The sequence below is a fragment of the Kitasatospora sp. NPDC043950 genome, from assembly GCF_056435345.1.
In genome coordinates, this window is record NZ_JBWKER010000051.1 from 37,304 (window position 1) to 58,315 (window position 21,012).

The window sequence follows — 21,012 nt, forward strand, 5'->3', positions numbered from 1 at the left end:
AAATGCCCTGTGCTCCGCATCCGCCGGTGACCAGGAGGCTGCGCCCGGGCCACTGGGTCGCGGTCGACCTGACGGTCTCGCTGGCCCTGACCGTGCTCACCTGGTTCCGGGTGCTGGACGCCTACCGGGTGTTCGACCCGCACCACCGCGGCTACCCGAAGCCGACGTCGGCGGAGCTGGTGACGGTGCTGGTGTGTGTGGTGGCGGTGGGCGCGACCGCCGGGCTGCGCCGGCTCGCGCCGACGGCTGCGGCCGGGGTGGTGTTCGCCGCCTGGGCAGTGGTGGTCGCGGTGGCCGGGCAGCTGACGATCGCCAACCTGGCCGGGTTCCTGGTGGTGGTCGCGGCGGCGATGGTCGTCTACCTGGTCGCGGCCGCCGGGCCGATGCGGCTGGGTCTCACCGTCCTGGCGTTCGGCCTGGTCGGGGCCGGGCTGAGCCGGTTCGGGTCGCGGGAGCTGTGGAACAACCTCGTGCTGTCCGCGCTGGGGGTCGTCACCGCGTGGGCGCTCGGCTGCGCGGTGGCCCGCTACCGGGCGTACGGCGCCGAGTTGCGCCGACACCAGGTCGACCTGGCCACGGCGGAGCTGGCCGAGGAGCGGATCCGGCTGGCCCGGGAGCTGCACGACGTGATCGCGCACAGCATGAGCGTGGTCAACGTCCAGGCCGGGTACGGTCGTTTCGTGATCGGGCGGGATCCGGCGCAGGCCGAGCAGGCGCTGGCCGCGATCCAGGCGGTGAGCCGGGACGCGATGGTCGAGATGCGCGGCCTGCTGACCGTCCTGCGCGGCGCCGACGGGGCCGGGCTCGCGCCCGCGCCCCGGCTGGCCGATCTGGACCGGCTGGTGGCGAGCAGCGCCGAGGCCGGGGTGCGGGTGGAGCTGCGGGTCGGCGGCGTGGTCCGGGAGCTGTCCGACGGGGTCGAGCTGTCCGCGTTCCGGATCGTCCAGGAGGCGCTGACCAACGTGGTGAAGCACGCGCACACGGCCGAGGCGCGGGTCGCCGTGGAGTTCGAGGAGGAGGCGCTGGTGCTGGAGGTGAGCGACGCCGGGCGCGGCGGGCCGGTCGGGGTCGGCGGGCACGGACTGGCGGGGATGGCCGAGCGGGTCGGGCTGTACGAGGGCCGGTTGGAGGTCGGGCCGCTGCCGGGCGGCGGGTTCCGGGTGCGTGCCGTGCTGCCGCTGGCCGACCCGGGCGGGCGGGAGACCTCATGACGGGAGACGTCGTGACCGGGGCGCCCGTCGGCCCGCCGATCCGGGTCGTGGTGGCCGACGACCAGACCCTGGTGCGGGCGGGTCTGGCCGGGATCGTGGCCGCCGCCAAGCCGGCGAGCGCCGCGCCCGGCGGCGGCGAGCGGGAGCGGGTCCTGCGCGCCTTCACCGGGCGGGAGTTGGAGGTGCTGACGCTGATCGGTCGCGGGTTGACCAACGCCGAGATCGCCGAGCAGCTGTCCGTCAGCACCGGCACGGTCAAGACGCACGTCGGCCACCTGCTGGCCAAGCTCGCCGCCCGGGATCGCGTGCACCTGGTGATCACCGCCTACCGCGCAGCCCTCGTCGAATCCTGACGGCCGCCCGCCCCAGGAGCCCTGGGACGGGCCGTGGACGGGACCGCGCCTCAGACCGGCCTCAGACCGGCCGGAGGGTCAGTGCGAACTGGGGCAGCGCGAGGAGCAGCACGGCGGTACCGGCCTCGATCCAGCGGTACTTCGCCCGGATGATCGCACTGGTCCCGGCCAGCGAGGACAACAGCGCCCCCACCGGATCACGGCCCCCGAGCTCGAAGACACGGCGCAGCCGGTCCACCCCGGCACCCGGCGCGATGTGCCCGAAGTAGGCCGGGCTGGCCGGGGCCTGCCGCTCGCCCTTCCGGTACCGGGGAACGAGGGCGGCCACGAAGCAGGCGACGGCCAGCAGCGCGCTCGCCACCGCGCTCCACCACAGGAACGGCACCGCCCAGTCCCGGGGCCCGGATCCGCCGCCGCTCCCGCCCCCGCCCAGCGGGATGAACACCCCGAGGACCGCACCGGTGAACGCCAGGAACACGGCGGCCTTGGCGTCGGCCCGGGTGAGCTCCATGCTGTTGGCGGCCACCAGGCGCTCGATCGCCGCCACCGCCGACGGGCTCGGGGCGGCGTCCGAGGCGGCGGTAGAGGCGGCGGTCGGTGCGGTCGGCGCCCGGCCGCCGGGTATGCCGGCGGCGGTCACACCGGGCTCCCGTTCGCCACGCCGCCCGCCCAGCCGTTGGCCTGCGAGCGGATCTTGACGAACTCCGGCCCGGCGCCCTGCGGCCCGGGGCCCGGCACCCGCCGTCCGAGCGCGATGAGGCGGTCGCGCAGCATCCGGGACAGCTCCTGCCTCTCCTGCTCGCTCAACTTGCCGAGCATGAGAGCCAGTTGGTCCTGCCAGGTGGTCTCACCCCGGAGCAGTTCGGCATGGCCGACCGCCCAGTCCAGGACCTCCCGGACCTGGTCCGGGTGTCTGGCCAGCCAGAGTGCCGCAAGCGACACCGGGCCCTCCTGAACGGCCCGGCGGCAGAACGCGTACTCGTCCTCGCTCTTGTCCATCCAGTTGTAGGGCACGTCGGCCCCGTCCGGTTCCCCGAGCCGCAGTTCGGCGTCGTGCTCCCGGGCGGACACGTCCGTGACGCGGTAGCCGAGGCCGCAGTGCGGCAGGAGGTGGGGCGTCGCGAGGTAGTGCATCAGCTCGGCCTCGGTCAGCCCGTGCCCGGCGGTGGCGAACTGCTCCTTGAGCTGGCGCAGACGCTGTTCCAGATCCTTGCGGACCGGCAGCCAGCCCCGCACGGTCCGCGCCCGCACGACGTTCACGGCGTCGTGCACCCACCACAGGACGTGGACGTCCACCGACTTCGTGCCGTACGGGGTCGACAGGCCGACCGCCCGGGTCCCGGACCGCTCGTCCAGCTCGACCAGGTACGCCTCGTCGAATCCGCGCAGGCCCGCCCGGACGGCCACCGGGCCCTCCAGGTCCGGGTCCTCATCGGCGCGGGCGCGGCGGCGGTGGCCCACCTGGTGGTAGAGCCCGTCCCGGTCCAGCAGGACGAGCGCGCGGTCGCGCCGCCCGGACCAGCGGTGGCGCAGGATCTCCCGCCACGGCGCCTGGGTCGCGCGGGCGTAGACGGGCGGATCACTGTCGGCGGTCATCGGGCTCCTCCATCGGCAGGGGCGGGCCGGTACGGCTGCGGTTCGCCCCGGCGCCAGGCGTCCAGGGCGTGCTGGACGATGTGCCGTCCGGCCAGGTCGGGGTTGTCGTCGCCGTCGATCTCGACGAACAGGCGCATTTCACCGAGGCTCATCTCCTGGGCGAGCGCGGTCAGCAGCGTTTCCACGGCGGCGCGCAGCGGTTCGTTCCAGACCGCCGAAGCGCACCAGGAGAGCAGTGCGCTGCGCGTCTCGCCGAAGAGGTCGTCGTCGTTGAGCGAGAGCCGGATGAAGGTGATCACGGTGTCGGTGAACTCGCCGACGGTGATCAACTGGGCCTGGAACCAGGCGCGGTCCCACAGCAGTCGGGGGAAGGTCCGGAGCGCGAGTTCGGCCCCGCGCCCCGGGCGGTCCGTCCAGTCCATCAATTCGCGCAGGACGACCGGCTGGTTACCTGAGGCGAAGAGCTCCCACAACGCCGCGTCGACGGCTGTGGCGACCGCCCTCTCGTCTCCCTCCCGCCCCCGGTAGCACCCCCGCAGCAGCGACAGCGCGAGCTCCGGGCGGGACGTCCCGAATTCCTCGCCGCAGGCGTAGGCGACCGTGGACCGCGCCTGCCAGCCGACCTCGTGGCTCCAGTTCCTCAGGCGGTACTTGACCTCTCCGGCCAGCACCGGGTCCAGCGCCGCGATGCCCAGCGCGAACGCGGCGGTGCGGCGGCTGCGTTGACGGTCGGACCGGGCCAGCTTGACGATGTCGCGCAGGGCGCGCCGGCCGCCGCCCCAGCCGGCGGCCAGTCCCATCACCCGGCCCAGGGGCGCGGCCAGTTCGGGGTCCGTACCCGGGACGGCGTCCATCCACTCGGTCAGCAGCCCGGACAGCTCGCCGTACTGCCGCCAGACGTGCCGCAGCACCGTCTCGGCCTGGCGGTGCCGGGTGAAGCGCACCGGTTCCACCGTGTAGGTGTAGCGGGAGGTCGCCCGGATCTCGCCGGGCGCGCACTCGGCGCGGACGGTCGCCAGGAGTTCGTCCAGTGACCGCCGGAAGACGAACCGCGGGTTCGGGCGGGGGGCCTCCCGGCTCACCCCACCGGTCTGGCCGTCGTCGCCGCCCGTCGGCAGGACGGCGTCGAGACGGCCGTCGGCCAGCTTGAGCAGGCGGTCGGCCTCGTCCCGGACGATCCGGTGGTCGAGTCCTTCGAAGACGCTGGTCGCCAGCAGAAAGGCGAGTCCGTCCGGGTCGTCGCGCAACTTCTTCAGCAGGTCGGGGACTTCCTTCTCGGCGAGGAAGCTGAGCCGCCTGCGGAGATCGGCGAGGTCGGGGCCCTCGTCGCCGGCCCTGGCCACCTCGGCGACCAGTTCGGCGACCTGGGCGGGGACCAGTTCCGACGCCAGGAGGTCGTCCAGCCCCGGCCGCAGCCGCTCCAGCAGGTGTCGGCGCCGGTCTGGGTCGGGGACGGCAGCCTCCAGACGGGCCTCGAAGACCGCGCCGGGCGGCGGGGGCACGCAGCGCACCGGGGTGAGGTCCAGGTCGCGGGCGAGGCTGCGGAGCAGGTCCGGGTCGTGCGGCAGCATGACCACCATGCGCGCGTTCGCGTCCGCCAGCAGGCGGCGGAGGTTGGCGACCACCGCCGGGCCGAGCTGGAGGGTGGGCAGCAGGCCGTGCACCAGGTACCCGCGGGCCTCGGCGTCGCGGGGGCGCCAGGTGGACAGGTCCTCGTCGCTGTCGAGCGCGCGCAGCTTCGTGCTGTGCCCGCTGTGCTGGAACAGCAGGTTGAGGGCCGCGGTGCGGCGCCCGGTACCGGGCTCGCCCGCCAGGAACAGCAGGCCGGTGTCCAACTGCCGCAGTGCCGACGAGAACCACTCGGGCCGGGCGAAGCCGGCCCGCGCGTCCAGGATCTCCAGTGCGGAGATCGGACCTTCGTGCGCCTCCACGTGCGGGCCCCCCGGGGCGGACGTCGCGCCGGCGTTCTCGACGCGCTGGTCCCCGTGCACCGCGCCGGTGTTGATGTTGCCGTTCGGGGCGTAGATGACATAGCGCCGGTCGGGGAAGTCCCGGTCGAGGTCGGCCAAGTCGTCGGCGTCGTCCGGGTCCGGATATCCGGACGCGGTCTCGTCCCGGTCGGGCGTCGGGTCGCCGGGGCGGTCGCCGGACGGGCCGCCGCCGGACGCGCCAGCGGCGGAGGACTGGTCCCCGGCGCTCACCGGCGGCGCTCCTTCTTGTCACCGTGGAAGGTGTCGCCCTGGTTGCCGTGGACCGTACCGGCCTTGTGGCCCGCCACGTAGTCGCCCCCGAAGGAGTCGCCGCGCACGAAGTCGCGCCCGGCGTAGTCGCCGCGCACCTTGGTGACCTGCTGGCCGCCCTCCACGTTGGTGACGTGCTGGCCGCCGTGCACCGTGCCGCCGCCGTTGACGTTTCCGCGGTCGGCCCGGTAGCTCACCGGCCCGCTCCCCACGCGACCACCGTCCGCCTGCCCGGCCGCCGGCTCCGCCGCCGCGGCCTGCGCCCGCTCGTGCTCCCCGACCACGGTGTCGCCCAGGATGCGGCGGTCGTAGAGGTTGCCCGAGGGCGCGGGTACGTACAGCCAGGCCCGCTGGTCGAACCGCTTGCCCTCGACGGTGGCCGGCACCTCGATGAAGTGGTCGGGGTGGCGGCCGGTGAATCCGCCCGCCACCGCGTCGTCGTAGCAGCGGTCGGACAGGATGGCGGCGACCTGGGTGATGCTCTCGTTGGAGGCGGCCAGCATGGCCTTCACCGGGCGGGAGTCGAGCAGGCGGTGGGTGTCGTTGCGGGGCGTGCCGTTGCCGTCGAACTCGCCGCCGGAGTCGGGCAGCGGCCCGATGTGGAGGCTGACCCGCAGCCGGATCCGCACCGTCCCGACCGAGTTCACGTTGAACTCGGTGAGCACCTCCTGGAGGGTGTGCAGCCACGGGTGGATCAGGAACGGCATCCATGCCGGGTCGAAGCCGAAGACGTAGCCGTCGCCGGTGGAGGCGGGGAACCGGCGACCGTGCCAGACCTCGGCGAGCCCGGCGCGCTCGAAGGACCACTGGAGGATCTGCGGGACGGCCTGGCTGATCATGCCGTGCTCGATGGCCGGGTAGCCGGTGAAGTCCTTGGCGTCGACGGCCACGATGCCCCGGTACGGCGGCAGCTGGCGGCTCCGGCTGTAGGGCAGGGCGCTGGCCTCGGGCATCGGCTGGTCGGACTGCGACATCTGTGCTCCTTGTGGTTCCGGTGCGGACCGTGTGCCCCAAGCTTCGCGAGCGCGCGCCGTGCGGTGTGCTCGCTCAGTGCGGAAACCTGGTGACGCCCGTCACACGAACTGACGTGGCATCAGTCGTGCGGCGGACCTTCCGAACGGACCGGCGCCGCGTCAGTCACGCGCCCCGTGGGCCACCCGCCGGAGCGCGGACAGGTCGCCGATGACGATGGACTTCCGTCCGGCGTGGACCTGGTGGGAGCCGAGTTCGGCCAGGCCCGCGGTGACGGTGTTCCGGGACACCCCGAGGTGCTGGGCCAGTTCGTCGCGGGTCAGGGCGAGTTCCGTGCGCCGCCCCGGCAGCCCCGCCGGGTCCGCGGAGACATCGGCCAGGGTGGCCAGGGCGCCCGCCAGCCGGGCCACGATGTCGCCGCCGCTGCGGGCGAGGTCCGACTCCCGCAGCCTGCCGATCGCGTAGCGCACCATCACCGGGAACAGGTCCCGGTCCGTGACGAACCGCAGGAACGCGGCCTTGGCGAGGACCGCGACCGTACAGTCCGAGATCGCCTGGACGCTCGCCGAACGGACCCCGTCGTCCAGCACGGCCACCTCGCCGAGCAGTTCACCGGGGCCGCGGAACGCCAGCAGTCTGACGTCTCCGGTGCGCTCCCGCCGGGTCACCTTCGCCACCCCGCTCAGCAGGGCGAGCACGTGCGTTCCGGGCTCCGCCTGGCGCAGCAGGGTGGCGCCGATCGGATGCCGGCGCTCGAAGGCCTCCGCCAGCATGCTGTTCCAGCTCGCTTCGCCCATGAGTCGGCGCAGGGTCTGGCCCAGGGGGTCCGCCGTTCGGCCGTGATCGTTCATGCGCTGACCTTAGGAGGCGCCACGGCGGGTGCGCAGACGGATGCGGTCTCCCGCCGGAATTTCCCTTGGGCGCCCCGGTGGTGGCGGTCCCCGGAAGGGGGGGGTGGTCCGGTCGGGGCCGGCGCAGGAGGCGCGCTGTAGCACGAACTCGTCTTTCGGGGTGCGGCATTGGCGAAGAAACCCTTCGCATGAGCGAATCCGGGGCGGGTTGGCGGTGCGGGCGGGGCGGGGCGAGAAGCCTGGTGGCGGGACGGCGGCCGGCCGGGGCTGAGACTGGTGTGCGAGATGTCCGGCATGTCCGGCACGGCAGGACAAGTCGGCTGTACAGCTGGATTCTTGAACTTCCGTCAGGATTGTCCTGAACTTGGCTATGCTGCATCACCATGCCTCCGGCGCCGGCCGTCGCCCGTCCCCGTACTGTTCCGATCGTTTGAGGATGCCGAGAATGCTTCGAGCTGGATCATCACCCGCCAGACGGCCGTCCGCGCCCCTGCTCGGGTGGCTGCTGCCCACCGCCGTGATGGCGGCGGCCGTGGCGGCCGCCGCGGCGGTGGTGTCCGCCGGGGTCCGTGCGGAGGTGCTCTGGTGCGGGGCGACGGGCACGGTGCTGGTGGCCGTGGTGGCCGCCGAGTCGGCCCGCCGGGGGCGTGCGCTGGCCGCGTTGCGGGAGCAGCACGCCCGACAGGTGGGCGAGTTGCAGCGGCGGCTGGCCGGCCAGGAGGCCGAGGCCGTGCGGCTCGCGAAGGAGGAGCTGCCGAGGCTGGTGGCCCGGGCCCGGTACGGCGCGTCGATGGACAGCCTGGCCCGGTCGTACCAGGTACGCGATCCGCTGGCCGCGCCGAAGTTCCGGGGCGCGCTGGAGTCGGTGGTGCGCGGGATCATCGTCGCCGTCGACGACGAGGTGAACCGGCGCGACTCCGCCGAGCGGGCCTTCGTCAACATCGCCCGCCGGGTGCAGGCGATCATCCACCGGCAGGCCAAGGACCTGCGCGAGATGGAGGACCGGCACGGCAACGATCCGGCGGTCTTCGACGACCTGCTGCGCCTGGACCACGGCAACGCGCTGACCGGCCGCCTCGCCGACAGCATCGCCGTCCTGTCCGGCGCCCGCCCCGGCCGTCAGTGGACCAGGCCGGTGGCGCTCTACAGCGTGCTGCGCGGCGGCATGTCGCGCATCCTGGAGTACCAGCGGGTGGACCTGCACCCGGTGGCCCAGGTGTCGGTGATCGGACCGGCCGTCGAGCCGCTGATCCACGCCGTCTCCGAACTGCTCGACAACGCCACCCGCTACTCGCCGCCGCACACCCACGTGCACCTGAGCGCCGCCGAGGTGCAGAGCGGCATAGCGATCGAGATCGAGGACGGCGGCCTCGGCCTGACCGACGAGGCCCGGATCCGCGCCGAGCGCAGCCTGCGCGAGGCCCAGGTCTCCAAGGACCTGGACGACCTCACCGAGTCGCCCCGGCTGGGCTTCGCGGTGGTCGGCCGACTGTGCCAGGCGTACGGCTTCCAGATCTCGCTGCGCCGCTCCGCCTACGGCGGCGTCCGGGTCGTGCTGGTGGTGCCGCAGGAGTTGGTCACCACCGCGCCCCCGACCGGGCGGGCGCACGGGATCGGCGCGTTCTCCGGCCCCCGGCCGCTCCCGGCGAACCCGCCCAAGTCGGCGGCCCCGTGGGGGGCGCGGGCGGCGGCGACCGGCGTGACGGGGCCGTCCGTCGGACCGTCCATCGGGCCGTCCTTCGGGGCGCCTGGCCCGTGGGCGCCGAGCGGGCCGGGCCCGGGGGACGACGAGGTGGTGGTGACCGAGCGCACCGCGAACGGCCTGCCGCAACGGCGGCGCCGCCCGCCCACCCCCCGGGCGGGCTACCCCGGATCGGCCCGGACCGCCGGACAGTACGGCAACCCGGCCTCGGGGCCCGCCGCGGGCCCCGCCCCGGGGACGGGAGGGCGTCACGCCAAGGAGCCGGTACAGCCCGGCCTCTGGCTGGAGGCGTTCACCGAGGGGATCAACGGCCATGGGCCGGCCGCGAGTTCGGCCGGTCAGACCAATGAAGAGACGGCAGGGAAAGGCGAGCAGTGATTCCGCACCGCAGCAACATGGACTGGATCCTCAAGGACCTCGCAGACAGCGTGCCGTACATCCGCCACATCGTCGTGCTCTCCGGCGACGGCCTCCGGATCGCCCAGCACGGCACCGATCCGGACACCGCCGACCGGCTCGCCGCCGCCTGCGCCGGGCTGCAGAGCCTGGCCGCGGCGGTGGGGCAGGAGTTCCCGCACGGCGACGGCTCGATGCGGCTGGTGGTGATCGAGGTGGACGGCGGCTTCTTCTACCTGATGGCGGCCGCCTCCCGCGCGTACCTCGCGGTGCTCGCCGACGAGGGAGTCGACGCCGGGCTGGTGGGCCAGCAGATGCGCGACCTGGTCGCCCGGATCGGCGAGCACCTGGCCACTCCCCCGCGCAACCCCGAGGTGGTCGCGTGAACCGGCCGCAGCGTCGGACGCAGCGGCGGCCGGTGCGCCGTCCCGGTCCCGACCGCGACAGGGACCGGGACCGCGACCGCCTGACCCGGCACCGCGGAGTGCGCACATGAACGAGCACAGCGAGGCGGGCACATGACGACGGCCGACCAGGACGGGTGGGACGGTCCCGACCCCGCCCGCCTGTACGTGATCACCCGCGGCCGCAGCGGCCCGGCCGGACCGGGCGTCTTCGACCTGGTCACCCTGATCGTCTCCCGCGCGGAGCCGACGCCCACCATGCAGCCCGAGCACGCGGCCATCCTGCGGCTGTGCCGCTCGCCGCTCTCGGTGGCGGAGGTCTCCGCCTACCTCGAACTGCCCACCAGCGTCGTCACCGTGCTGCTGGCGGACCTGCTCGACGACGGGCGGATCGAGGCCCGCGCCGCCGTCCCCAAGGCGGAACTTCCCGACCGTGCCCTGTTGGAGGCGGTGATCCATGGACTTCAAAGGCTCTGACACGGTGGTCGGGCCGGCCGCCTCGGACCTGCTGCCGGACTCCGTCGCGATGGCGGTCAAGGTGGTGATCGTGGGCGGCTTCGGCGTCGGCAAGACGACGCTGGTCGGCTCGGTCAGCGAGATCCGCCCGCTGACCACCGAGGAGACCATGACCCAGGCCGGGGTCGGCGTGGACGATCCCACCGGGGTCGAACGCAAGACCTCCACCACGGTGGCGATGGACTTCGGCCGGATCAGCATCAGCGACCAGCTCGTGCTGTACGTGTTCGGCACCCCCGGGCAGGAGCGGTTCTGGTTCCTCTGGAACGGCCTGTTCGAGGGCGCCCTGGGCGCGGTGGTGCTGGTGGACACCCGCCGGCTGGAGGTCAGCTTCGAGGTGATCGGGAGGCTGGAGGACCGCGGCGTGCCCTTCGTGGTGGCCGTCAACGGCTTCCCGGAGGCGCCGGCGCACCCGGTCGACGAGCTGCGGGCCGCCCTCGACCTGCCGCCCGAGGTGCCGATCGTGGCCTGCGACGCGCGCAGCCGCGAGTCCAGCCGGGACACCCTGATGACCCTGATGCGGTACCTGTACGAGCTCGCGGTCCCGCCCACCCGCTGACGACCGCCCGCCCGGGGCCGCCCGCGCACCCCGCCAGCCGAACCCCCCGTCCGCCCCGCCGACCCCACCCGACCCCGGAGAGCCCGTGAGCACCCCGTTCCCCGATGACGCCGCCCCCACCCCGCCGCCCGGCTGCCCGGCCCACGGGCGCGCCCTCGAACCGTTCGGCCCCGGCGGCGTCCGGCGCCTGTACGGGCCGGAGGCCGAGGCCGACCCGGCGGGCCTGTACGAGAAGCTGCGCGCCGAACACGGCGAGGTGGCCCCGGTCCTGCTGCACGGGGACCTCCCGGCCTGGCTGATCCTCGGCCACGGCGCGAACATCACCGCGATGCGCTCGCCGTCCCTGTTCTCCCGCGACTCCCGCCTCTGGTCGGCGTTCCGCGACGGTGACGTCCCGATGGACTCGCCGCTGATGCCGGTGATCGCCTGGCAGCCGCTGTGCGTGTTCGCGGACGGCGAGGAGCACCGGCGGCTGCGCGGCGCCGTGCTGGACGGCCTGAACCGCTTCGACCGGCGCGGCGTGCGCCGCCACGTCCGGCGGTTCACCACCGAGCTGGTCCAGGTGGTCGGGCAGACCGGCCGGGCCGAGCTGGTCACCCAGTTCGCCGAGCACCTGCCGATGCTCGTCATGACCCAGCTGCTCGGCATGCCCGACGAGTACGGACCACAGCTGGTGAACGCCGCCCGGGACCTCATGAAGGGCACCGAGACGGCCATCGCCAGCAACGAGTACGTGGTGGCGAGCCTGCGCCGGACGATGGCCGCCAAGCGCGAGGACCCGGGCGGTGACCTGGTCACCTGGCTGATGGAGCACCCGGCCGGGCTGACCGACGACGAGGTGATGGAGCACCTGCGGGTGGTGCTGCTCGCCGCGAACGAGACCACCGTCAACCTGATCGCGGACACCCTGAAGATGGTGCTCACCGACCCCCGGTTCCGCGCCCACCTGTCCGGCGGTCAGATGACCCTGGGCGAGGCGCTGGACCAGGTGCTGTGGGACTCCCCGCCGATGTCGCTGGTGGCCGGCCGCTGGGCGACCGTCGACACCGAGCTGGGCGGGCAGCAGATCAGGGCCGGTGACCTGCTGCTGCTCGGACTCGCGGCCGGCAACGTCGACCCGGTCGTCCGGCCCGACCTGGCCACCCCGCTGTACGGCAACCGCTCCCACCTCTCCTTCGGCGCCGGCCCGCACGAGTGCCCCGGCCAGGACATCGGGCGCTCCGTCGCCGAGGCCGGGATCGACATCCTGCTGACCCTCCTGCCGGACCTTCGGCTCGCCGTGCCGGAGGAGGAGCTGACCTGGACCTCCGCCTGGATCTCCCGGCACCTGGTGGAGCTGCCGGTGGAGTTCACCCCGCGCGAGATCGAGCCGCACCCCGACTCCAAGCCGGTCGACGCCCCGGAGCCGGCGGCCGTCGCCGCACCCGAACCCGCGCCGGCGGAGTCGCCGGCGGTGGAGGAGGCGGAGGCACCGGCCGCCGTACGGATCCCGGCGCAGCGCCGCGGCTGGTGGCGGGCGTTGACCGGCCTGTTCCGGCGCTGACGGCCCGTCCCTAACGACGGTCGGTGCGGGGCCGCTGCAGGGTGAAGGTGTCGACCGGGGTGAGGTCCCCGTGCGGGCCGTCGAAGGTGTAGTACGTCACCCGCATCCTGGTCAGACCGCCGCGCCGGTCGCCGGGGTCGACGTCGAAGGCCGCGAAGCCGTGGGTGTGCTGCCGGTCCTGGACGGCGGCCCACGGGGCGTCCTCGGTCAGCCACACGGACTGCCGGTACGGGGCCGGCGGGCGCGGCGCGTCCTCCAGGGCGACGACCACCCGGCCCTTGGGCTCCCCGAACAGGTCGTCCTGGGTGGTGGCGGCGTTGCCACCGGCGCCGATGACCATGTGGACGGTGCCGCGGCCGGTGTCGACCGTGTGGAGGTCGGTGTCGGACGGCACCGGGGTGCGGGTGTCGTTGGGCAGGGTCCCGCGGACGGGGTGGGAGCGCTCGTAGTAGTGCTCGTGGCCGCTGACCACCAGGTCGACCCCGTAGGCGTCGAACAGCGGGCCCCAGGCCTCGCGGATGCCGAGGTCGCTGCCGGCGCCGTGCTGCGAGCTGGAGATCATCGGGTGGTGCATGCAGACCACGATCCAGTCGATCGCCCGGCTGCTCCGCGCCGACCGCAACTCGCGCTCCAGCCAGCGCTGCTGGGCCCCGCCGGAGTAGCCGCGCAGATAGTGGTCGCCGCTGTCCTGGATGGCCACGTCGTCGTTGGCCAGGCTGATGAAGCGCACCGAGCCGACCGTGAAGGCGTACCACATGCCCCGGGTCTCCGCGTCGTCGGCGGCCGCGGAGTCGGGCAGTTCGAAGTAGGTCTGGTAGCCGAGGGCGCCGATCGGGCCGTTGCCGGCCTCGTTCTCGCCGTTGCCGGCGCAGGGCATCCAGGGGCGCAGCCGGGCCGAGCGGCTGTTGTTGATGAACCAGTCGGCCCAGGTCAGCGTGCGGCTCTGGCCGTGCCGGCCGCTGTAGGAGGCGTAGCAGAGGTCGCCGTTGACCAGGTTGAACAGCGGGCCGACGCGTTCGACGGCGGCGACGATGTCGGCGGAGTGCGGGGTGCCGACCTGGCTGCTGGTGAACACCGGGTACTTGCCGAGCGGTGACGGCATGCCGTCGGGGAAGACCACCTGGCGGCGGAGGTTGGGGGTGGCCTGGTCCCCGAAGCTGGTGAAGGTGAAGGGCGCCCGGCCGCGCGGGGCGGTGGTGAAGGAGCCCGGCTCGGGGCTCGCGCCGTCGTGGCCGGCGGTGTAGAGGTAGGTGGTGGCGGGGCGCAGGCCGGTGAGGCGGGCGTGGTGGACGTACACCTCCTCCTTGCCGAGGGCGTCCCGGTAGGTGCGGGTCTGCGCCTCGACGACACGGCCGAGGCCGCCGTCCGGCGAGCCGAGCCGGACCTGCGGGCGGCGCACGGACTGCGGGGTGATCCAGGAGACCGTCATGTCGGCGGACGGGTCCGTGCCGAACTGCAGGTGCAGCCCGCTCACGCTGGGCGCCCCGGTCCGGTGCGGGGTGGACTGCAGCAGCGGGCTCGCGGCGGGCCCCGCCTCCCGGCCCGCGTCCGGGCTTGCCTCCGGGTCCGCCGCCGCGGCCGGCTGGGCGGCCGCACCGCCCGCGACCAGCGCGGCGCCGGCCGCGGATGTGCCCTTGAGGATGGACCTGCGTGCGATCGTCATGGAGCTCCGCCTGCCGAGTGGGGGTGTCGACCCGGAGCACTGTACAGACATGTGCATGCGGAAACGATCGATATGACGGACGGTCACCACCGGTACGACGGAGGGCATGCGTCGGCCCCGGCAGGGGTCGGGGGCTCCGCCGGGGCCGGGCGCAGGGAGTCGGGCACAGGGAGTCGGGCACAGGGCCCGGGGGTCAAGCGCCGGAGATCAGGGGCACTGCTTCCAGGCGAGGTGGTAGACGGTGTTGATGCTGCCGTCCGTCGAGTCCATGGTCATGAAGCTGGTGGTGCTGTTCGGGTCCGAGCTGCCGGCGCCGACCCGCAGTTCGGTGTTGATGTTGAAGTTGCGCTCCTCGCCGCAGGGGGCGAAGACCAGGGCGGCGACGTCGACGGTGTCGGTCGCCTGCCAGTTGTCGTCCTTGGGGCCGCTGAAGTGGTGGCTCAGCTGGACGGTCGCGGGGTCGCCCTGGAAGTAGTAGCCGGCCTGCTGGGTGCCGGTCGCGCCCTTCTCCAGGTGGGCGAAGCCGCGGTAGTCGGCGGAGGCGATCGCGTAGGTGAAGCCTTGGGGGACGTGCACCCGCAGGTTGAGCTGACAGTTCTTCCGGAAGTCGGTCGGCTTCGAGCCGACCCCCACCTGGGCGAGGTAGCTGCTGTAGGTCACGGTGAAGGCGGTGTTGTCCGGGGAGACGGCCACGGCGGCCGTCCCCGCCGGGCAGCCGGAGCCGTTGACGGTCGCGACGTCGATGACGATCCGATCCGGCGGCGTCGGGAGCGCGCCGGAGCCGAGGGTCGGCGAGGCGAACAGGGTTGCGGCGATTCCGGTCGTGGCCAGTACACGGAGCAGCATGGGCTTCCCCTTCGATCGTCCACGGAGCCGGGGCCGGCGCGTTGGCGCTCCGAGCGCGGTGACGTTCCGAGCGCGTTGGCGGTCCGAGCGCCTTGGCGGTCCGAGCGCCTTGGCACTTCGAGCGCGGCCCCGAAATTGACATGGCTATGTCACCACACCCGGGGTGTCCGCGTACAGGGGGTGACGCGCCTCCCGGGTGACCTGCGGGCGACGAGCAGCAGCTCACCCTCGCCCGCGAGCCGGCCGTCGAACCGGCTCCCGGACAGCCCGACATCGACCTGATCCTCGGCACCCGCGCCCACATCCCGCAGGCCTACGAGAAGATCGGCGACACCTGGACGGTCTACGGCCTCGGCGACCAGTTCGCCGGGCACATGTTCACCTACGACGGCGCCGAGGATCCGCGCGGCAACCGGAGCTCCCTCGCCCGCTTCACCGTCCCCCCGCCCGCCGGGCCGGGGCTGCGCCGGACGGTGGGCCGGGCCGAGTTCGTCCCGCAGATCACCGACCTCGGGCCGCCCTACCGGGTACTCGGCCTGCGCGAGGCCGTCCGCCGCGACCCCGGCCGCGCCGACTACGCCCGCGCCCTGGAGCACACCCGCTCGGTGGTGCTCAGCCGGGACGCGGACGCGGCGGGGCTCACCATGGCACCGTAGAGCGGAAAACCGTTACGGCCTGCGGCCCAGCCCCGCGTAGGCCGCCACCTCGTGGTCGCCGAGCACCGGGCCCTCGCCCAGCTCCGGGTGCCAGCGGTTGATCAGCACCACGCCCGGGTCGTCCAGTTCCAGCCCGGTGAAGAAGCGCTCGACGCCCGCGCGGGGGCGCAGGTGGTTCTCGATGCCGGCCTCCGAGTAGCGGCGGGAGCCGATCGCGACCAGGTCGGGAATCGAGTCGGCGGTGCCGGCGGTCAGCGCGAGGAAGCTGCCGGAGGGCAGGGCGTCGACCAGCTTGCGGACCGGCGGGTGCGCGGCCTCGTCGGAGAGGAAGTGCACGATGTTGATCAGCGTCAGCGCGATCGGCCGGTCGAGGTCCAGGGTGGCGGCCACCGCGGGATCGGCCAGGAACCTCCCCGGCTCGCGCAGGTCGCCCTCGACGTAGGCGGTGCGGCCCTCGGGGGTGCTGGTGAGCAGCGCGCGCGAGTGGGCGAGCACGATCGGGTCGTTGTCGACGTACACCACCCGGCAGGACGGGTCGACGGCCTGGACGACCTCGTGCAGGTTGGGCGTGGTGGGGATGCCGGTGCCGACGTCCAGGAACTGGCGGACGCCGTGCACCTCGACCAGCCGGCGGACCATCCGGTGCATCACCGCGCGGGCCGCGACGGTGGCGGTGCGCGAGCCGGGCCACTCCCCGAGGATGCGGTCGCCGACCTCGCGGTCCACCGGGAAGTTGGTCTTGCCGCCGAGCAGGTAGTCGTAGACCCGGGCCGGGTGCGCGCGGTCGGTGCGCAGGTCCACCTGCGGCGCCTCCTCGAACCGGACCCCGGTCAGCCAGCCGTCCGGACCGCTGTTCTCCATGTCTTACCCTTCCGCACGTTCGTTCCCGTCCCACTCAACCACAGGACATGATCGAACGTCAGCCACTTCGGGACGACACCCGCCCGCCACGCGCCTTGATGGCCGGAGCCCCCACGGCGGCGGCGAAGGACGGCACCCGCAGGGCGGTGACGAGGCCGAGCGCCGGGCCCAGCGTGCAGAGGGTGACGTAGCCGGGGATCAGGCCGAGGCGGTGGTGGTCGTGCAGCCACTCGGCGAGCAGCGGGAAGGAGCCGCCGAACACGGCGATGGTGGCCGCGTTGACCACGCCCAGGCCGAGGGCGCGGACCTCCGTCGGGAACAGCAGGCCGGTGAAGACGTTGAGCGTCCCGAGCACCGTCGCCACCAGCATCCCCAGCAGCACGGCGACGACCTGGAACGGCAGCCAGCCCTGCCGCAGCCCGATCAGCAGCACCGGGACCAGCAGCACCGGCAGCGCGAACCCGGTCCGGGCCACCGGCAGCAGGCCGAAACGGTCGGCGGCGGCGCCGCTGAGCAGCATGGTGGCCAGCACCACCGCGAGCACCACGGTCATGAAGGAGGTCGCCTCCTCCCGGTCGACCACCCCGTAGGCGGCGGCGTACTGCGGCAGGTAGACCAGGGCGAAGTAGTAACCGACCGTCCCGCCCAGGGTGTTGAGGAAGACGGTGAGCACGGCCCAGCGGTGCTCGCGCAGCACCCGCAGGAACGGCGGGCGGGCGCCCGTCGACTCCGCCCGGGCTCGGCGGAACTCCGCGCTCTCCGGGGCCGCCCGGCGCACCCAGACGGCGGCCAGCCCGAGCAGCGCCGCAACCACGAAGGCCCAGCGCCAACCGCCGTCGGTCACACCGGACTTGCCGAGGGTGTGCAGCAGCAGCGCGAGCACCCCGTAGGAGAGCAGCGAGCCGACGATGATCCCGCCGTAGGAGACCGAGCTGAACGCGAAGCGGTGCCGGGGCGGGGCCGTCTCGGTCACGTACGCGGCGACGCTGGGCGCCTCCCCGCCGAAGGCCAGCCCCTGCACCACCCGCGCGGCGACGGCCAGGACCGCCGCCCAGGCGCCGATCGTCCGCTGGTCCGGCAGCACGGCGATCCCGAGGCTGGCGGCGGCGATCACGGACATGCCGAGGGTCAGGGCGAAGCGCCGCCCCCGGGTGTCGCTGAGCCGCCCGATCAGGTACGAGCCGACCGGCCGGGCGACGAACCCGACCGCGAAGGTCGCGTACGCCCCGAGCAGGCCGCTGACCCCGCCCTTGCCGTGCCCGAAGAGGTCCGCCGCGAAGTACGGGGCGAGGACGGCGTAGATGTTCCAGTCGAAGGACTCGACCACCGAGCCCACCGTGGCGGCGGCCAACTCCCGTCGCCGCCGGCCGGCTTGCGGCTCCTCGCGCGGCGGGGTGGTTCCGGTCCGATCTGTCATGGCCTCAGCATGGCACCGATCGAGGTGGCGCGGTATCGGACGCGGCGAGGTCCGCCGCCCCCGGCGGCCCGGCGCTACCGGCCGGGGTGGTGCTACCGGCCGGGGTGGTGGACGAAGCGGTAGGTCTCGCGGTCCAGTTCGGTGACCTCCACGCCGATCGCGGCGGGCACGTCGAGGCGGGCCTCCAGCGCGGCGAGCACCCGGGCCGTCAGCTCGGCACGCTGCGCGGTGCTGCGGCCCGCCAGGATCTTGACCTCCACCAGCACCACCGCGCGCCCGCCCCTCCCGTCGCCGACCACATGGCGCCCGGCCGGGCGGAACAGCGTCTTGCAGTCCGCCACGGTGGTGTCGATCACCTCGGCGATCAGCCGGTGGACCTCCTCGGCGAAGCCCGCCTGGTCGAGGTCGAGGCCGGCGGAGTGGTCGACCAGGATCTGCGGCACGGAAACCTCCCAGGAGACGGAGCCCGCGCAGGGCTCCTCGGACAGTTCGGCGACGCTACCGCGCGCGGCCGCGCGGCCCTCGGGCAGGGCGCTCACCGGGGTGCGGCGCGGCGGTGGCGCGGCACTCCCGGGCCCCCGGTTGCGGCGGTGACCCGGGAGCCCGAGAACGTGAACAGCGGGTCAGCAGCCGAAGTTGATCAGGCGGAAGGTCACGTAGTGGTCGCCGGTGTAGTAGTCCTCGCGGGTGCGCTGGCCGGTGACGATCCGGCGGGTGCCGCGGGTCGGCGAGCCGGGCGTCACCACGGTGTACTCGTGGTAGTAGCCGGAGGACTGGCTCGGCAGCACGCGCTCCTTGTTCTGGAACACCACGCCGTCCTGGCTGTACGGGAACGGCCCGCCGGAGGCGATCAGGTTGAGCGTGGTGCGCGCCTGCGACGGCAGGGCGGACAGGCACACCGAGCCGCTCACCGCGGCGTGTGCCTCGGTGGCGACCGCGACGGGCGCGAGGGTCATCAGGGCAACGGCGGTGACGGCGGCGGCGCGGGACTTCCACGCGCGTAGAGTTCGGGTCATGACAACCAGCATGGCGACCGCCCCGGCCCGCCGAAAGCCCTGATCCAACTCTTCATCTCGGGTCAACTCGACGTACCCACAGCGGACTTGGCATGGACAGCAGCCGCTCCGGGCCCGCCCTGCGCGAAGCCGAGCCGAGCCGAGGCCGGACACGCCTGCGCCACCGGGGCGTTCACCGCCCCGGTGGCGCGTCCGGCGTCTCGGCGTCAGCCCCGGGGCAGGGCCAGGGACTGGACGGCCGGCAGCTTGCGCCAGTCGCTGGAGACGATGCTGGCGTGCGCCCGGGCCAGCTGCTCGGTGCGGGCGCGGGCCTGGTCCGGCGTCGGGTCGGTGGCGCTGATGGCGGGCGCCACGTTGTGCGCGTCCGTCATGACCAGCAGGTAGTGCGAGCGGTCGTACCACGCGGTGTCGACGCCGTTGAGGTAGCTGGCGGCGTCGCCGTCGAAGACCACGAACCAGGGCCGGATCCCGGCGTCCGCGCCCGTGTACGCGGCGCGCGGGTCGCCGGTCTTGGCGCCGTGCACGGCGGGGAACAGCTGGGCGTCGCCGATCCGGCCGGCGGCGGCGAGGTCGCGCAGGTGGCGGCCGTACTCGACGTCGGTGTGCAGGGTGTCGAAGGGGTTGCTCTCCTCGACCGTCCCCGGGATCGCGTACAGCAGGACCTTTCCGGCCAGCGCCGCGCGGCTCGGCCAGTTGCCGGCCCGCACCGCCTCGTCGACACTGGCGTACGAGCCGCCGCCCGGCTTGGCGAGCAGGTCGGCGGGGCGCAGCACGGCCGATCCCAGGTGGGCGGCGATCAGCGCGTCGAGCTCCGTCGGCCCCATGCCGAGGTTGGCCGAGAAGCCCGCCTTGAGCTCCAGCTTGACCACCAGCGGGCCGACGCCCGGGTGGGCGCCGAGCCAGACCCGGACGTCGTCGAGGCAGTTCTCCAGGTTCTTGTTGGCGCCGCCGCTGTAGAGCTGCGCCGGGGTGCTGGCGGCGGTGCAGTTGTTGGAGTTGCCGAGCGGGTTGGAGTGGCTGACCTTCCACTCCTTGGTGACGATGTCCGTCCAGATGTCCAGCTCGATCATCCCGGTGCCGGTGTCGAGCCCCTGGGCGAGGTACGGGTAGGCGGCCGGGTCGTAGGTGTTGTGCAGGCCGACGGTGGTGGCCGAGCCGAACGGCAGGTCCGCCGGGCCGCTCGCGGCCGCGTCCTGCGCCGCGTCGGCGGTCGTCGGAATCAGGGCCGCGGCGGCGGCGAGCAGGCCGGCCGCCAGGATGGCGGCGGCGGTGCGGCGTACGGTCACAGGTACTGTCCCCCCAAGTGCGGATGTGCCTCCGGCCGCCCCTCCCGGACGGTCGGACGAAGCATCGCCCACCAGGGCGAGCTCCGGGTGAAGAAGACACGACAATAGCGTGACGGCTGTACCGCTCCCGCCCGGGTTAGCGTGGGCCGTCCAGCAGGCGCGGCCCGGTCCGCGCCTGAGCACCGAGCACCGGAGGAACTCCCGTGTCCCTGGTCCGCGTCCACAACTTCTCGATCTCGCTCGACGGCTACGGAACGGGCGAGGGGCAGAGCCTCGACTCGCCGTTCGGCCACGCCGGCGACCGGCTGCACGGCTGGTTCTTCCAGACCCGGACCTTCCGGCGGATGCACGGCCGGGAGGGCGACACCGGCGGCGACACCGGCGGCGACGACGCGATGGCCCGCACCTGGAGCGACGGCATCGGTGCGGAGATCATGGGGCGCAACAAGTTCGGCCCGCAGCGCGGCCCGTGGCAGGACCACGAGTGGAAGGGCTGGTGGGGGCCGGACCCGGTGTTCCACACCCCGGTCTTCGTCCTCACCCACCACCCGCGCCCCACGCTGGAGATGGCGGGCGGGACGACCTTCCACTTCCTCGACGCCACGCCCGAGGAGGCACTGCGCCAAGCCAAGGCGGCGGCCGACGGGAAGGACGTCCGGATCGGCGGCGGCCCGAGCACCGTCCGGGCCTTCCTGGAGGCGGACCTGATCGACCACCTGCACGTGGTGGTGGTGCCGATCGTCCTCGGCCGCGGCGAGCGGCTCTGGGACGGGCTCGAAGGCCTGGAACAGCGCTTCCGCACCGAGGCGGTGACCAGCCCGAGCGGCGTCACCCACCTCACCTTCACCCGGCGGTGACCGGCCGGTAGCCGAAAAGACGGTGGCCTCCCCGCACCCGCGGGGAGGCCACCGTCACACTCGGACC

Annotated in this window: 21 protein-coding genes; 9 read left to right on the forward strand and 12 right to left on the reverse strand. The window is 73.7% G+C overall.

Annotated elements, in window-relative coordinates:
- Positions 1–26: 26 nt before the first annotated feature.
- Both AC07BF_RS29175 and AC07BF_RS29180 read left to right on the forward strand, forming a co-directional pair.
- Entirely contained in the window at positions 27–1,211 is a 1,185-nt protein-coding gene (locus tag AC07BF_RS29175) for a sensor histidine kinase (RefSeq protein WP_363587164.1), read from the forward strand.
- Positions 1,208–1,564: a response regulator transcription factor gene (locus tag AC07BF_RS29180; protein ID WP_478334117.1), complete on the forward strand. Its 357-nt coding sequence runs from the start codon at positions 1,208–1,210 to the stop codon at positions 1,562–1,564. The genes AC07BF_RS29175 and AC07BF_RS29180 overlap by 4 nt, the downstream gene beginning before the upstream one ends.
- Before the next feature lie 61 nt (positions 1,565–1,625).
- Here AC07BF_RS29180 and AC07BF_RS29185 read toward each other — a convergent pair whose 3' ends face one another.
- From AC07BF_RS29185 to AC07BF_RS29205, 5 genes are all read right to left on the reverse strand, one after another.
- A complete protein-coding gene (locus AC07BF_RS29185; RefSeq protein WP_363587162.1) occupies positions 1,626–2,204 on the reverse strand; it encodes a Pycsar system effector family protein in 579 nt (192 codons plus the stop codon).
- Positions 2,201–3,160, reverse strand: coding sequence for a hypothetical protein (locus AC07BF_RS29190; protein ID WP_400808010.1), 960 nt, complete (start codon positions 3,158–3,160; stop codon positions 2,201–2,203). The genes AC07BF_RS29185 and AC07BF_RS29190 overlap by 4 nt, the downstream gene beginning before the upstream one ends.
- Positions 3,157–5,361 carry a hypothetical protein gene (locus tag AC07BF_RS29195; protein WP_478334118.1) on the reverse strand — a complete coding sequence of 735 codons (2,205 nt, stop codon included), beginning with the start codon at positions 5,359–5,361 and terminating at the stop codon, positions 3,157–3,159. Before AC07BF_RS29195 ends, AC07BF_RS29190 begins: the two co-directional genes overlap by 4 nt.
- Positions 5,358–6,374 carry a hypothetical protein gene (locus tag AC07BF_RS29200; protein WP_478334119.1) on the reverse strand — a complete coding sequence of 339 codons (1,017 nt, stop codon included), beginning with the start codon at positions 6,372–6,374 and terminating at the stop codon, positions 5,358–5,360. The genes AC07BF_RS29195 and AC07BF_RS29200 overlap by 4 nt, the downstream gene beginning before the upstream one ends.
- A gap of 159 nt (positions 6,375–6,533) precedes the next feature.
- Entirely contained in the window at positions 6,534–7,223 is a 690-nt protein-coding gene (locus tag AC07BF_RS29205) for a Crp/Fnr family transcriptional regulator (RefSeq protein ID WP_400808018.1), read from the reverse strand.
- Positions 7,224–7,668: 445 nt separating this feature from the next.
- On the opposite strand from AC07BF_RS29205, the gene AC07BF_RS29210 reads away from it, so the two are divergent.
- The 5 genes from AC07BF_RS29210 to AC07BF_RS29230 all read left to right on the forward strand — a co-directional run bounded on the left by AC07BF_RS29210 (position 7,669) and on the right by AC07BF_RS29230 (position 12,343).
- On the forward strand, positions 7,669–9,303 hold the full coding sequence (locus AC07BF_RS29210; protein WP_363587157.1) for an ATP-binding protein: 1,635 nt from the start codon (positions 7,669–7,671) through the stop codon (positions 9,301–9,303).
- A gap of 17 nt (positions 9,304–9,320) precedes the next feature.
- Positions 9,321–9,707, forward strand: coding sequence for a roadblock/LC7 domain-containing protein (locus AC07BF_RS29215; RefSeq protein WP_208869028.1), 387 nt, complete (start codon positions 9,321–9,323; stop codon positions 9,705–9,707).
- Between the two features lie 132 nt (positions 9,708–9,839).
- On the forward strand, positions 9,840–10,202 hold the full coding sequence (locus tag AC07BF_RS29220) for a DUF742 domain-containing protein (protein WP_063345928.1): 363 nt from the start codon (positions 9,840–9,842) through the stop codon (positions 10,200–10,202).
- Positions 10,183–10,800, forward strand: coding sequence for a GTP-binding protein (locus tag AC07BF_RS29225; protein WP_363587156.1), 618 nt, complete (start codon positions 10,183–10,185; stop codon positions 10,798–10,800). Before AC07BF_RS29220 ends, AC07BF_RS29225 begins: the two co-directional genes overlap by 20 nt.
- 85 nt (positions 10,801–10,885) lie before the next feature.
- Positions 10,886–12,343, forward strand: coding sequence for a cytochrome P450 family protein (locus AC07BF_RS29230; RefSeq protein WP_363632493.1), 1,458 nt, complete (start codon positions 10,886–10,888; stop codon positions 12,341–12,343).
- A gap of 10 nt (positions 12,344–12,353) precedes the next feature.
- Here the strand turns inward: AC07BF_RS29230 and AC07BF_RS29235 are convergent, their stop codons facing one another.
- Positions 12,354–14,006, reverse strand: a complete 1,653-nt coding sequence (locus AC07BF_RS29235; protein ID WP_478334120.1) for a purple acid phosphatase family protein — start codon at positions 14,004–14,006, stop codon at positions 12,354–12,356.
- A gap of 207 nt (positions 14,007–14,213) precedes the next feature.
- The gene (locus AC07BF_RS29240; RefSeq protein ID WP_363587153.1) at positions 14,214–14,852 is read right to left on the reverse strand and encodes a DUF4360 domain-containing protein; all 639 of its coding nucleotides are present in this window, start codon (positions 14,850–14,852) and stop codon (positions 14,214–14,216) included.
- Between the two features lie 374 nt (positions 14,853–15,226).
- Here AC07BF_RS29240 and AC07BF_RS29245 point away from each other — a divergent pair, with 374 nt between their 5' ends.
- On the forward strand, positions 15,227–15,508 hold the full coding sequence (locus AC07BF_RS29245; RefSeq protein ID WP_478334121.1) for a hypothetical protein: 282 nt from the start codon (positions 15,227–15,229) through the stop codon (positions 15,506–15,508).
- Between the two features lie 12 nt (positions 15,509–15,520).
- On the opposite strand, the gene AC07BF_RS29250 is transcribed toward AC07BF_RS29245, so the two are convergent.
- From AC07BF_RS29250 to AC07BF_RS29270, 5 genes are all read right to left on the reverse strand, one after another.
- The gene (locus tag AC07BF_RS29250; RefSeq protein WP_363587151.1) at positions 15,521–16,369 is read right to left on the reverse strand and encodes an SAM-dependent methyltransferase; all 849 of its coding nucleotides are present in this window, start codon (positions 16,367–16,369) and stop codon (positions 15,521–15,523) included.
- Between the two features lie 58 nt (positions 16,370–16,427).
- A complete protein-coding gene (locus AC07BF_RS29255) occupies positions 16,428–17,786 on the reverse strand; it encodes an MFS transporter (protein WP_400845084.1) in 1,359 nt (452 codons plus the stop codon).
- A gap of 92 nt (positions 17,787–17,878) precedes the next feature.
- Positions 17,879–18,325, reverse strand: coding sequence for a 5-carboxymethyl-2-hydroxymuconate Delta-isomerase (locus AC07BF_RS29260; protein ID WP_478334122.1), 447 nt, complete (start codon positions 18,323–18,325; stop codon positions 17,879–17,881).
- 84 nt (positions 18,326–18,409) lie between these two features.
- Positions 18,410–18,742, reverse strand: a complete 333-nt coding sequence (locus AC07BF_RS29265; protein ID WP_363587179.1) for a ribonuclease domain-containing protein — start codon at positions 18,740–18,742, stop codon at positions 18,410–18,412.
- 266 nt (positions 18,743–19,008) lie between these two features.
- The gene (locus AC07BF_RS29270; protein WP_400808036.1) at positions 19,009–20,088 is read right to left on the reverse strand and encodes a phosphatidylinositol-specific phospholipase C domain-containing protein; all 1,080 of its coding nucleotides are present in this window, start codon (positions 20,086–20,088) and stop codon (positions 19,009–19,011) included.
- A gap of 203 nt (positions 20,089–20,291) precedes the next feature.
- Here AC07BF_RS29270 and AC07BF_RS29275 point away from each other — a divergent pair, with 203 nt between their 5' ends.
- Positions 20,292–20,945, forward strand: a complete 654-nt coding sequence (locus AC07BF_RS29275) for a dihydrofolate reductase family protein (protein WP_478334123.1) — start codon at positions 20,292–20,294, stop codon at positions 20,943–20,945.
- Positions 20,946–21,012: the final 67 nt, after the last annotated feature.